At 40.2% G+C, this 13,392-nt stretch carries 10 protein-coding genes and 3 pseudogenes; 9 read left to right on the forward strand and 4 right to left on the reverse strand.

Annotation, left to right across the window (positions count from 1 at the left end):
- Window positions 1-111 precede the first annotated feature (111 nt).
- The 8 genes and pseudogenes from NLP_RS26765 (at window position 112) to NLP_RS26800 (ending at window position 8,290) form a co-directional block, all read left to right on the forward strand.
- Window positions 112-960, forward strand: coding sequence for a metallophosphoesterase (locus NLP_RS26765; protein WP_104908979.1), 849 nt, complete (start codon window positions 112-114; stop codon window positions 958-960).
- A 149-nt stretch (window positions 961-1,109) separates the two neighbouring features.
- Window positions 1,110-2,576, forward strand: a complete 1,467-nt coding sequence (xylB, locus tag NLP_RS26770) for a xylulokinase (protein WP_104910051.1) — start codon at window positions 1,110-1,112, stop codon at window positions 2,574-2,576.
- Window positions 2,573-2,758, forward strand: coding sequence for a biliverdin-producing heme oxygenase (locus tag NLP_RS26775; protein WP_104908980.1), 186 nt, complete (start codon window positions 2,573-2,575; stop codon window positions 2,756-2,758). The genes xylB and NLP_RS26775 overlap by 4 nt, the downstream gene beginning before the upstream one ends.
- A gap of 722 nt (window positions 2,759-3,480) precedes the next feature.
- A pseudogene (locus NLP_RS26780) lies at window positions 3,481-3,873 on the forward strand (heme oxygenase (biliverdin-producing)); the annotation flags it as partial.
- 77 nt (window positions 3,874-3,950) lie between these two features.
- Complete coding sequence (gene hemN / locus NLP_RS26785; RefSeq protein WP_104908981.1) at window positions 3,951-5,333, forward strand: oxygen-independent coproporphyrinogen III oxidase; 1,383 nt, start codon at window positions 3,951-3,953, stop codon at window positions 5,331-5,333.
- Between the two features lie 788 nt (window positions 5,334-6,121).
- Window positions 6,122-6,340 (forward strand): annotated as a pseudogene (locus NLP_RS26790) (GlsB/YeaQ/YmgE family stress response membrane protein).
- Between the two features lie 171 nt (window positions 6,341-6,511).
- Window positions 6,512-7,204 (forward strand): manganese catalase family protein, encoded by a 693-nt coding sequence (locus NLP_RS26795; RefSeq protein ID WP_104908982.1) that lies wholly within the window; start codon window positions 6,512-6,514, stop codon window positions 7,202-7,204.
- A gap of 344 nt (window positions 7,205-7,548) precedes the next feature.
- Window positions 7,549-8,290, forward strand: a pseudogene (locus NLP_RS26800) (DUF3891 family protein).
- A gap of 1,121 nt (window positions 8,291-9,411) precedes the next feature.
- Here NLP_RS26800 and NLP_RS26810 read toward each other — a convergent pair.
- The 3 genes from NLP_RS26810 to era form a co-directional block, all read right to left on the reverse strand.
- Window positions 9,412-9,702 (reverse strand): hypothetical protein, encoded by a 291-nt coding sequence (locus NLP_RS26810; protein ID WP_104908983.1) that lies wholly within the window; start codon window positions 9,700-9,702, stop codon window positions 9,412-9,414.
- 21 nt (window positions 9,703-9,723) lie between these two features.
- Window positions 9,724-10,401, reverse strand: coding sequence for a response regulator (locus tag NLP_RS26815; RefSeq protein WP_104908984.1), 678 nt, complete (start codon window positions 10,399-10,401; stop codon window positions 9,724-9,726).
- Window positions 10,402-10,494: 93 nt separating this feature from the next.
- The gene (era, locus tag NLP_RS26820) at window positions 10,495-11,469 is read right to left on the reverse strand and encodes a GTPase Era (RefSeq protein ID WP_104908985.1); all 975 of its coding nucleotides are present in this window, start codon (window positions 11,467-11,469) and stop codon (window positions 10,495-10,497) included.
- Window positions 11,470-11,896: 427 nt separating this feature from the next.
- Here era and NLP_RS26825 point away from each other — a divergent pair, with 427 nt between their 5' ends.
- Window positions 11,897-12,979, forward strand: coding sequence for an ATP-dependent 6-phosphofructokinase (locus NLP_RS26825; RefSeq protein WP_104908986.1), 1,083 nt, complete (start codon window positions 11,897-11,899; stop codon window positions 12,977-12,979).
- 90 nt (window positions 12,980-13,069) lie between these two features.
- Here NLP_RS26825 and NLP_RS26830 read toward each other — a convergent pair whose 3' ends face one another.
- Complete coding sequence (locus NLP_RS26830) at window positions 13,070-13,384, reverse strand: PIN domain-containing protein (protein WP_158680548.1); 315 nt, start codon at window positions 13,382-13,384, stop codon at window positions 13,070-13,072.
- Between the last annotated feature and the right edge of the window lie 8 nt (window positions 13,385-13,392).

Genomic DNA, 13,392 nt, shown 5'->3' on the forward strand with positions numbered 1-13,392 from the left:
CGTGTAACAGAGAGAAAAAACGGGATTTTTAGAGTTACCTTGAAAGGGTCTAGATAGTGGTAAAATTACATTTTGTATTACTTTAAGATAATTTCAGAAAAATTTCAACTAATGTTAATAAAAAGGAAGAGAAAAAAGTGGCTATTTATTCTACTTGCTATCAGTGTTACCTTTTGTTTACTAATTCTGTATGCTTTTATCATTGAGCCGAATCGTTTCGTCGTCACACGTCATCAACTAAATCAACAATTCGCTTCTAACAATAATAGTTTTAAGATTGTTCAAATTAGCGACCTCCATCTCAAACAATTTAACAATCGGGCACAAAATATTGCCAAACAAGTTAATAAACTTAACCCAAATGTTGTACTATTTACTGGAGATTCGGTTGATAAAGTTGAACAGCTTGATGGATTTGATTACTTTTTGTCGCTCCTTGACAAACAAACAGCTAAGTATGCAATTATGGGTAATTGGGAATACTGGGCAGGTGTTGATTTAAAACGTTTGACAAAAATTTATGCCAATTATAATTGCCGCTTATTAGTTAATGAAAGCATTTTACATAACTACGGCGATCGCTCTATATTAATTACGGGATTAGATGATTTAGTCAGCAAACCCGATTTAATCAAATCACTCCAAGGTCTTCCCCCTCAACCAAACCATTTATTACTTGCCCACTCACCAGGATATCGAGATTCATTTTCAAGTGATGAGTTAGCAAAGATAAGACAATACAAACCACAATATATGTTATCAGGACATACTCATGGCGGACAATTATCATTATTTGGCTTTGCTCCTTTACGTCCGCCTGGTAGCGGACGTTATGTCCGTGGTTGGTATCGAGATGGTGTGATTGCCATGTACGTATCACGTGGACTAGGAGTTTCGGTTTTACCAGTGAGAATGGGTGTAGTCCCAGAGATTAGCTATTTTGAGTGGTTTCTGAACTAGGCTTGTTTTTTTAGCGACATAGCATTATGTCAACACCTTCTACTGGACTGGCGCTCTAGTTATAAAAATATAGAAATCAGAGTGTGGTCTTAAATATATGCAAACTGCTGTAAGATTGCCGATTTAGGATTAAGAATTTGGAGGGACAATTGACCGATATCGTAGTTGGTTTAGACTTGGGTACAGGAGGAGTGCGGGCGATCGCAGTTAATCTGGAAGGACAAATTATCGCTCAGTCAACCAGAAGCTATCCCCTATTAACTCCACAACCCGGTTGGACGGAACAAAACTCATCGGATTGGGTCGAAGCCAGTTTGGATGCTCTGTTCAATGTTACTCAACAGTTAGACGGATACCGAGCGATTGCCCTCGGTTTGTCTGGACAAATGCATGGTATGGTTCCTCTCGACGCTCAAGGCAAAACGATTAGACCGGCAATTTTGTGGAATGACCAGCGCACAGGTAAAGCTGTTGCTGAAATTGAAGCCGCTATTCCCCGGCAGGAATTAATCCAACGCACTGGAAATCCGGCAATTACTGGTTTTCAACTGCCGAAGCTTCTATGGTTGCGAACTGAAGAACCACAAGCATACACTCGGTTGTGGCGGATTCTTTTACCAAAAGATTATCTGGGATATGTGCTAACTGGCGAACCATTTACAGAACCATCTGATGCGTCTGGTGTCGGCTGTTTGAACTTAGCGAATCGGCAATGGGATACAGATATTCTCCATGTTCTTGATATCAATCCCGCGTTGTTCCCCCCAGTCATCGAATCTACCGCGATCGCCGGACGACTCAAACCAGAAATAGCCGCCCGTGTGGGATTACCTGTGGGATTACCTGTAATCGCGGGTGGAGGTGACAATGCCGCAGCAGCCATCGGTTTGGGCATCTCATCGAGCAACCTCAACCGGGGTAGCTTGAGTATTGGCACATCGGGAGTTATTTTTGCACCGTGCAATCGCCCAATTCCCGATCCCGAAGGTCGGGTGCATTTGTTCTGTCATGTCGATGGCGGCTATCATCTACTGGGAGTGACGCTGGCGGCTGGTGGTTCTCTGCGTTGGTATCGAGATACATTTGCACCGCATATATCCTACACCGATTTGATGGATATGGCAGAGCGATCGCAGCCTGGTGCGCGTGGTGTTCTATTTCTACCCCACCTCGCAGGAGAACGCAGTCCTCACCTCGATCCAGATACTCGCGGTGCTTTCGTGAATCTGTCATTAGCTCATACCCAGGCAGATATCACTCGTGCTGTTTTGGAGGGGGTTGCATTTAGCTTGCGTTCAGCGTTGGAGGTAATTAGTGCGATCGCTCCCATTGGTCAACTCTTAGCAACGGGTGGAGGCGCACGTTCTCACATCTGGTTACAAATTTTGGCAGATGTTTTGCAAACAAAACTCATTGCTCCCAAAGCCGAAGAAGGAGCCGCTTACGGAGCAGCTATTTTAGCAATGGTGGGGATTGGTGTTTACCCCAAGTTAGAAACTGCACTCAAGATTTTACCGCAGGATAGTAATGTACTACAGGCGCAGGCAAATACTTTGTATGAAGCAGGGTTTAACCGCTACAAGCTACTTTACGATACCTTGAAAGCTGTTCGTTGAGGATTAAATTATCTTTCAGTTACCCTGAACTAGAAGTTGCTTTCAAGAGCCATCTAGACCATCCTGTAATTAGTGCAGTTTACTTTCTGGAACTTAATCGCCAATCCTCGCTCGGAAAAGACATGGTGTTCTATTATGAAGATAATTGGAGAGAGCAAGTTATATCAAGTCTGGGTAATTAAACTGCGTCCACGTTGAAAACCGTAGTTCTGTATGAATAGAAAAACCCTCATCCCCCAGCCCCTTCTCCCAATATTGGGAGAAGGGGAGCCGGAAAGAAGTCCCTCTCCCTACTTGGGAGAGGGATTTAGGGTGAGGGCAAAAACTACGGTTCTCAACATAGATGAGGTTTAGTTATGATTCCCACAATCATTGCACCCCATTCCCAGCCCCTCCCCGCAAGCGGCTACCGTGTACACACAAGTTGAATTTCTTCTTAAATCCCAAAGATTGCCTACTTAATCGCAGTGATGGTTAGGCTAGAGTAAAACTAAAGCTAAAACCTTAGTAAATCAGGTTTGGGGTGAGGTTTTGAGAATTTATGCAATAAATATATTGAATTCGGGTGGTCATTTATTGAATTCGGGTGGTCATTTATTGAATTCGGGTGGTCGTTTATTGAATTCGGGTGGTCGTTTATTGAATTCGGGTGGTCGTTCATTGAATTCGGGTGGTCGTTCATTGAATTCGGGTGGTCGTTCATTGAATTCGGGTGGTCGTTTATTGAATTCGGGTGGTCGTTCATTGAATTCAAGCAGTGGTTAAGGTGGGGTAAAACCCAGATTCAAAGAACAACGTAGAGACTTGTGTGTACATCGTAGCCCGCTCTTCGGGAGGGGAGACAAAGCGTAGCTTTGGCGGGGTGGGGTTCTTAGGGTTTTATAAGTAATCAAGCGGACATGATATTACACCCTCACCTGCTGCCCAGAGCTACATTGACCGCATTCGGGAAATTTCTGCTAGTGAACCAGCCTTATAGCTAGGTCATACCTACACTCGCTACATGGGCGATCTATCTGGGAATGAAATGCTACAAAAAGTTGCTCAGTCAACCCTGAAGCTTTCTGGCTATGAAGGCACATCCTTTTACAACTTTGAGCAAATTCCTGACAAAAAGGTATTTAAGGATAAGTATCGTCAGGCATTAAATGCATTGCCTGTTAATGATATAACAGCAGAACGGATTGTTGCAGAAGCTAATAATGCCTTTGGGTTCAATTTAAATATGGCTCAAGAGTTAGAGGGAAGTTTAATTAAAGCACTCGGTCAAATTCTCTTTAATAGCCTAAGTCATTAATCATTTGTCATTGCTTATTTCCCTCTTGCTCCCTACTCGCTACTCCCCACTCCCCTCATTCATTGGAAAGCAACTCAATGGTTTTTCTGTTACCTGGTGTCAAGTTTGATCTGGATCTGATTCAAAAGTACGATACTCGCGCACCTAGATATACCAGTTACCCGCCCGCTACAGAGTTAAGCGAAACATTCACTGAAACTGATTTTAAGGCCGCGATCGCCGCCTCGAATCAACGCAAAACCCCTATGAGTTTATATTTTCATATCCCTTTTTGCCAAAGCGCTTGCTACTTCTGCGGCTGTAATACAGTAATTTCCAACAACAAGAATATTGCTAAACCTTACGTGGAGTATTTGGTTCAAGACATTAAAAACACCGCAGCTTTAATCGATCCAGATAGAAAAGTGCTGCAAATCCACTGGGGAGGTGGTACTCCTAATTACTTAGAACATCACCAAGTAGAATTTTTATGGAAAAACATCAATCGCTATTTCAACATCGATCCCCAAGCAGAAATCTCAATTGAGATTAATCCCCGCTATATCGATAAAAACTACATTTTTTTTCTGAGAGAGATTGGATTTAACCGCATTAGTTTTGGCATTCAGGATTTTAATCGCCAAGTTCAAGTAGCTGTAAATCGTGTCCAGCCGGAAGAAATGCTCTTTGATGTCATGAGTTGGATCAAAGAAGCTAAGTTTGAAAGTGTGAATGTAGACCTAATTTATGGTTTACCGTATCAAACACGTAAGACATTTCAAGAGACGCTGAAAAAGACGATTGAATTAGATCCCGATCGAATTGTCGTCTTTAACTTTGCTTATGTGCCGTGGCTAAAACCAACGCAAAAAAATATTCCTGAAGAGGCGCTACCTCCAGCAGAGGAAAAGTTAGAAATTCTGAAAATGACCATTGAAGAATTGACAAATAACCAATATCTATTTATTGGGATGGATCATTTTGCTAAAACTAATGACGAATTAGCGATCGCTCAACGCAATGGTACTCTCAAACGCAATTTCCAGGGTTACACTACCCACGCTGAAACAGAACTATTTGGTTTTGGTGCTACATCCATCAGTATGCTAGAAGATGCTTATACTCAAAACCACAAGGAATTAAAGGATTATTATCAGACACTTGCAGCGGGTGCTTTACCTGTTAGCAAAGGTATCAAGCTTACTCAAAATGACATCATCAGACGGGATGTGATCATGGGTATTATGTCTCATTTTCAGTTATACAAGCAAGACATTGAAAACAAATATCATATCAATTTTGATGAATACTTTTCTGAGGAACTAGAGGTGTTAAAACCATTAGAAGCCGATGGTCTAGTCAGTTTATCAAAAAATCAGATCCAGATTACAGATATCGGTAGATTACTAGTCAGAAATATTGCTGTCATATTTGATACTTACACTAGAACGCGAGAGACAAAATTCTCACGCGCTATTTGATACCATTTTTGCAAATGTTGACAAGATAGATATTATTTCCTCAATTTACCTTGAAAATAACGATTGAGGGAATCTATCTAATATGTTGCAATTATTAAAATGATTATTGTGAGCAAACTGTGCTGTAAAATATAATAAACTCTTGAGAAATCGGAATTTTAAAATAAACTATTAGTAATTATCACAAAGCCGTTTTCTTTGATGATAAAATTATCATTTAGGCAGGTCATTGAGATTTGAAAGAAAAATTTTGCACCAATCTCGGTTAATCATCTATCTGTAATTAAATTAAAGATAATCAATGATGAATGCTAACGAAACCGTTATAAATTAGTCTGAGCTAGATTTTGACGCATCTCCAAAAAGTTAGATTATATTTTGACATCTTACTTAAGATAGATATAATAAATTGATTAATTTTTCAGTGTCTATTTTTACAGAAAATTATGTCTAGACTGATGTATTGAATAATTCCTGATTTATCTGGCAAAACTTTGTTTAGCATTTTTATGCTAAAAAATAAAAAATGCCAATTTTCATTCAAATATTCATTGATGTAAAGTTTTATATCTAACTTTTGGATTTAGCATTTATCCCATGTGGTAGAAAGAATTGTCAGTCAGAGTTGATAAGTTAGAAACAAGTGAGATAGTTGAGGCAGTTATGAGTATTATTGCTTGGATAGTTTTATAACTTCTGGCAGGTGCGATGCCAACTCTTGGAGAGGCTAGTCTGCGGCACGCTGCGCGTAGCTTGCTTCCACAAAGTGGTACGCTTACGCTAAAGCTATTTATCTTGTCTATCAAGGCGGCAGACTTATCTCCACTAATGATTTTGGGTATCGTTGGTGCTTTAGTCAGTGGAAGTCTGTTTACCTTGCTACGAACAGGAACTCTGCAAATTACTGCGGCTGGTGCTGGTTTAATTCCTGATATTTTAGTGGCTGTGTTCGGCGCAACTGTTGCTATTTATCTATGGGATTAATCAGAATAAGCAGTAATGCCTAATCGCTGATTGGCATTTATCAACATTCACATAACACTGTATTTTATCAGTCTTCTAGTTCACCAGTTTGAGAAGCTATCAAACATTAAATTAGCTCTGTCTGGTAAAATATTAGAAGACAATAAAATAGCCGATCCTTTAGAGAACATCATAATTTTGGGAAGTGTAAATCTATGTTTTTTCACAAGAAAGAGCCTATTCATGCAGTTAACATTAGTGAACCAAACCCTCGTTTTGCTCAATTACTTTTAGAGCAGTTTGGCGGAGCTACTGGAGAGCTTAGTGCAGCACTTCAATATTGGGTTCAATCATTTCATGTCGAAAATGCTGGCATTAAAGATATGCTGCAAGACATTGCGATTGAGGAATTTGGCCATTTAGAAATGGTTGGGAAACTCATCGAAGGTCATACCAAAAATGTGGATCAAACAGAGGCTTATAAAAGTACGCTGTTTGCAGTCCGAGGGGCTGGTCCTCATTTTCTAGATAGTCAAGGTAGTGCTTGGACTGCAAGTTACTTGAATGAGGGTGGAGATGTAGTGCGTGATTTAAGAGCTAACGTTGCAGCTGAGGCTGGTGCTCGTCAGACTTACGAATCATTGATTAAGTTAGCAACTGATAAAGGAACCCAAGAAACTTTAGTGCATCTGTTAACACGAGAAATTTCTCATACCCAGATGTTCATGAAAGCTCTAGATTCGCTCGGTAAGTTGACAGATCCATTCTTTGGTAATATTAAGCCAGATGAAACTGTTGCTCTTTACTACAACCTATCTACAGATGGAAATGGTAAAGATGAGCGTGGCCCTTGGAATTCTGAGCCAACGTTTAAATACATTGCTAACCCGCAAGAAAGCCACTCTTAATTGTATAGGTTGCAGTTAGAGTAGAGGTTGATTTTGAGCAAAAAGATGATTGGGAGATTCTGAAAAATCCCAATCATCAAGTGTGTTCTTTACCTACCTTATTTAGCAATTTTTGGGCTGTTTACCTACATCTACCAAGCAAAAATATTCCCGACTTTTCTAAAAAGTCGGGAATTCTCGCTGAGTATTTGGCTACTATACTCAATTAAAAATAGCTATAGCTATAAATATTCAGCCACACTGAAAAAGTTAGAGCGATCGCTGCTTCAATCTCTACTCCAACATTTCTGACTTCAGAAATTAATTCAACTCAAAATCAAAACTCAGAATCAGGAGATTGACTTGTGATTGTCAACGCTACGCCAAATGGTTGGGAAGTGATTTATCATCGTGCCCATGCTTTATTAGGTGCTGAACTAGCGGGACAATGGCGACGCAAAGATGCTCCAGAAAGGTTATATGAAACAATAGCTGCAATTTCCCATCACAATGACCTAGAAAAAGAGTGGGAAGAAGATATTCTGACTGAAGCGGGTGCGCCGAAGGACTTCACCCTATCCACAAATGCCGATCTAGATGCAGGTGTCGATATAATTGGCTAATTTGGCAAAGAATGCCCTTTACCGTGGACGATGGGTGGCTCTATTAATTTCCATGCACATCAGCCGTTTAAATGAGCCAAGCCGGGGTCAGTCTTCAAAATTAGACAAACTTTTAGACGAGCAACTTCAAAACCAGCAACGTTGGCGTAAAGAACTGGGCATGAAAAAGGAGGAAGTTGATGCAGCCTATGCATTTATGCAATGGTGCGATCGCCTTTCGCTTATTCTCTGTCAGCAACAACTACCTGATGATGAAAGGTTTTTAGAAATTAGTAAGGGCCCTGAAGGTGAGCGCTATGACATCATGCAGCGTAGTGATAACTTAGTTGTTGTCAAACCCTGGCCCTTCCAAGACGAGAAATTCACGGTCAACATCGAAGCCTGCGACCTCTCCCAGGTTAAATTTGAGAGCAGCGCTGAATTAACTCAAGCACTACAACAAGCCCCTATCAAAGTACTAGAGTGGACATTTGTTAAGAGTTAGATACATACAGTTTTCAGCTATTTTCCAGTAAATAGCTGTAAGAAAAATAGGTTATGCGATCGCACTCTTCTATCAAATCCCTACTACCGCAAGGCGGAAGTCAAAAGTCAAAATAATTGTATTCCAAGCTCTTGCGCCATTTGAAATGGTATGTTTATTTACGCCAAGCTGTACTACTTATATTTTTGCAATGGTGATTTCAGTAACGACTGTTGGAGAGAGTCATATTGTGGATATAACCCAAGCTGTAAAGACACAATAAGTACCGATCGCATTTAGTGCCAAGGTTGTGAGATCAGTTTTAATTATTCTAACTTTTATCTAAAGATACAGTTTTAAGGCAGATTGTTACTACTTATGATAGTTCCTTTTGATCATTCCAATGAGTAAAAGTAAATATACTTAACAACTGAGATTCAAAGCATGGATTCAACAGGTAAGGTTCAAACTGTGGACTTGTCCTGGTCTCTTCCACTGCTGTTTAAAGAGTATGCAATGAGCCGAGTAACTGTCTACTTTTATAGCGACAGATGGGTTCCAATTAAATATTGTTCTTTGGAAAAGGCAATTTTGCTTCACCACAAGGCAAGTTTAGAAGGTAAGGAAATTTTGTTATTTCCTACTAATATAGACCCGAATCAATTCTCAAACTCTTTTAACTAAAATGCATTTGAGGTAGACTATATTTCAAACATCTTGAAAACAAATTAATCAGCTATAGAGGCGTACATATATATGTACGTCTCTACTTATAAATGAGAGTAAAAAATATGGTGATCGCTAACAAAAGCGCTTCAAAAGACAGTTTTTCAAAGAATTATATAGGCTTTCTTATCGTACTAATGGGTTTTTGTTACTCGCTGCTGAGTTTACGGTTTATTAAGTTTGGATAGAATAGTATTCTTACCTTTACTAAGAGGATATTTTAAAAGTTCTTTGGTCGGTAGCAAAACGTTTTAGATCCCCCTAAATCCCCGGATAAATTGGGGGACTTTGATTCCAGTTCCCCCCTTTTTAAGGGGGGTTAGGGGGGATCTAGAAGTGCCTAAAATTATAGCCGACCACTTTTAAAACATCCTCTAAGGCTAAGGTTTATCTTTGTATTTTGCTGCATTGGTCGATTACTGCTTAGTGCTACGATTGCTAAGTCCAAACATATACACAATAAAAGTTGTTTGAGCTACTAGGATTCCGATCGCTGTACCTCCAAGTGCTACCCGCGCTTGAAAACTTCCAAGCTCATCAAGCTCTCGGGTATCAATAACTATTGTGTGTCGGAGATTGAGTTGCCATCTTACTGCTTCTGAGTTGCCAAGAAAACTCAGAGGTAGACTTAGAATATAGCCAAGAATCGTAAATACTAAAGCTGTAGGAATAGTCAGCTTCAAGTTTTGAAATAGTAATGAGCGCATAAAACAAAAAATTAGCTAACTTTAAACCAAGCCAGAACGCAGTGCCACAACTGCTGCTTGCACGCGATCGTCCACTGCTAATTTATTCATAATCCCCCGGACGTGAGTTTTGATGGTGTTGGGACTGAGATAGAGTTTTTCGGCAATCTCTGGGTTACTCAACCCGTCTACCATCAGCTTTAACACTTCTAACTCGCGCCCAGATAAGTTGGCGGTGTTGGTGGTGGGTGAAGGCGGTTTGAGATTATCAATTACTCGCCGTGCAATTTGAGGATCGAGATAGGCTGCACCATCGACTGCGGCCGCGATCGCACTTAACAATCTTTCCACACTTGCACCTTTTATACAATACGCATCTGCACCGCTAGATAGTGCTGCAATAATTTCTGTCTCCGTTTGATGAGATGTTAACATCACCACATGAGTTGCTGGCAGCGCCGCCTTAATTTGCTGTGTTGCGGCAATGCCATCCAATCGCGGCAATCCAATATCCATAACCACCAAATCAGGTTTCAGTTGCAGTGCGGCTTGAACTCCCAAATAACCATCTTCTGCTTGTCCAACAATCTCCAACTGAGGATGAGCCATTAATGATTGCTCTAATCCCAATTGCATCATCGGATCGTCTTCGACAATTAACACGCGCAATGGCGGAGCATTGACCGGTAAATTTAAGGGATAGCGAGTATCTAAAGACATTTTTATTTATTAAGAGTTATTAGTCATTTGTCATTTGTCCTTTGTCCTTTGCTTTTTTTGCTTGGCAATGACTAATGACAAATGACCAATATATTATTCTTCCACGCGATAGCCTAACTCTGCTAAACTAATCCGCGACTGTCGCCATTTTGGCTGGACTTTTACAAACAATTCTAGGTAAACTTTGCCAGCGATTAACTTTTGAATTTGTTCGCGGGCTTCACTACCAATTGCTTTGAGCATTCCTCCACCTTTGCCAATGAGTATGCCTTTTTGGGAATCACGCTCGACGTTGATGGTAGCAAGTACGCGAGTAATGCTGGGAGTTTCTTCTACTAAATCAATGGCGATCGCAACTGAATGGGGTACTTCTTCACGAGTCAACAATAAAATTTGTTCTCGGATTAATTCACCCATAATAAAGCGTTCTGGCTGGTCAGTTACTAAGTCGGGAGGATAATATAATGGTCCAATTTCTAAATGTTTAATTAATAATTCTTGAAGTTGCGGTAATCCGGTACTAGTCTTGGCAGAAAATTTCACTATTTCCCATTCATGGGACTGGGCCATTTGAGCGTAGCTATCATCTAGAAACTGCGAATCAGCAGGTTGTTGGTCGATTTTGTTCATACCCAGAATTACTGGTGTTTTGCTGCGACTGAGCAAATCGGCAATATAGCGATCGCCCGAGCCACAAGCCACAGATCCATCTACCACAAATAACACTACATCTACCGATTCAATGGCAATTTTGGCATTTTGCACCAATACTTCGCCCAATTGATGATGGGGCTTATGAATTCCTGGCGTATCTACAAATATTAACTGCGCTTCTGGTGTAGTTAATACACCGCGCAAACGGTTACGTGTAGTTTGTGCTACTGGTGATGTAATGGCAATTTTTTGTCCTACTAACTGATTCATCAAAGTGGATTTACCGACATTTGGACGACCAACAATGCCGATAAAACCTGATTTGAATTCAGGAGGAGCCTGGGGAATTGTTACTTCTCCTGAAAAAGAGAAAGTGTAATTTTCAATACTAGTCACCTTTGGCTCCACCCTCATATTTTATAGCTGGGATAACTTGGTTTTTTCTTAGACACAAAATAGGCATAAAATTACCCTGGCATTTTTAGGGATTGCTTTTGCCGAGGTTTAATCTACTACTGGCTCTACACTTATATTTTACACCTGAGATAACCTTAGTTGTAGTATTAATGAGTCAGAATTCAATAGTCAGAATATTAAAAAAATTAAACTCCAAGTTTACCTCATTTCATCAGTAATCATACCAAACCCACATAAATTCTGACTTCTGGCTCAAGAGTTGCTGAATTTTTAGACTTTGTTTTTTTTAGATACAAAAGAAACATAAAATTACTTTGGCATTAACAGGGAGGACTTTTGCTTAAGTTTAATCTGCTGCTAAATTTGGCTTAATTTTCATCGATTGCTTAATATATACATTTGGATCAAAATGTCAATAAAAAATGTGGGAGAACCCAAACGCATAGGAATTCTTACGAGTGGAGGTGATTGTTCTGGCTTAAATGCTGTGATTAGGGCTGTAGTAAATTGTGCTGTAAATACTTACGGCTGGGAGGTTTTAGGAATTCGTCAAGCGACTCTAGGATTAATGGTGCGTCCGCCACAATTCACCAAGCTGGAAGTTGATCGAGTTGACTCGTTGTTAACTGCGGGTGGCACAATGTTGGGGACAACCAATAAAGGCGACCCTTTTGCCTTTCCAATGGCGGATGGAAGTTTATGCGATCGCTCCGAAGAAATTATTGCAGGTTATCATCAACTAGGTTTAGACGCTTTGATTGGTGTTGGTGGCGATGGTAGCTTGGCAATTTTGCGTCGCCTCGCTCAACAAGGTGGTATTAATCTAGTTGGTATTCCCAAAACCATTGATAACGATATTGGCATTACCGAACACGCTATCGGTTTTGATACAGCAGTAAATATTGCCACAGAAGCACTAGATCGGTTACATTTTACTGCTGCAAGTCATAGCCGAGTCATGATTTTGGAAGTAATGGGTCGTGATGCTGGACACATAGCAATAGCTGCGGGAATTGCAGGGGGAGCGAATGTAATTTTAATTCCCGAAATACCTTATACAGTTGAACACATTTGCCACAAAATCAAAGAACGCCAAAATAAAGGCAAAAACTATTGTTTGATAATCGTTTCCGAAGCAGTTCGTACCCAAGGCGGCGAAAATGTGACGATTACCAATCGCTTAGGTCAATCTCGATACGGAGGAATTGGCGAATATTTAGCCGATGAAATTATTCAGCATATTGATGTCGAAACGCGAGTCACCGTTTTAGGACACATTCAACGGGGTGGAACTGCTTCACCACTGGATAGATTAGTTGCAACAGCCTTTGGCGTAGCGGCGGTTAATCTAATTGCTGAAGGTAAATACGATCGCATGGTGACATGGCAAAATCGCCAAGTATTAAGTGTACCAATTACAGAAGCGATCGCTCAATATAGCGCTGTCGATCCCAATGGTACTTTAGTTAAAACTGCTCGTGGTATGAGTATTTATTTAGGAGACTAAATTGATTGGGGAGTGGGGAGTTTAGTCGGGTATCTTATCTCTCACGAAGATTTAGGATTGCTATATAACTGTAAACCTAATTCTCTACTTTCATTTAAACGGATTCACAATCTCTAATTGACCAGGTAATACTAACCCATCCTGCATATCTTCAGAATAGAGAATTGTTGCTTCTGCGGAAAGCGTACAAGCAACAATTAAACCATCCCAAAAAGAAAAATTATATCGACTGCGGATATCCGATGCAGATTTCAAAATACTCAGGTTGAAATCTACCACAGTGCAGCGACGATAAAGTGACTGAATCACAGCTTTAATTTGTTCTTCGTTAAAGGCTGCTTTTTTCAGTAAATTGATTCTCTCTTTTATACCGATACAACTCAATTTTAGCCCTATTAGTCTCATAAAATTCA

The sequence above is a fragment of the Nostoc sp. 'Lobaria pulmonaria (5183) cyanobiont' genome (genome assembly GCF_002949795.1).
Lineage (GTDB): Bacteria > Cyanobacteriota > Cyanobacteriia > Cyanobacteriales > Nostocaceae > Nostoc.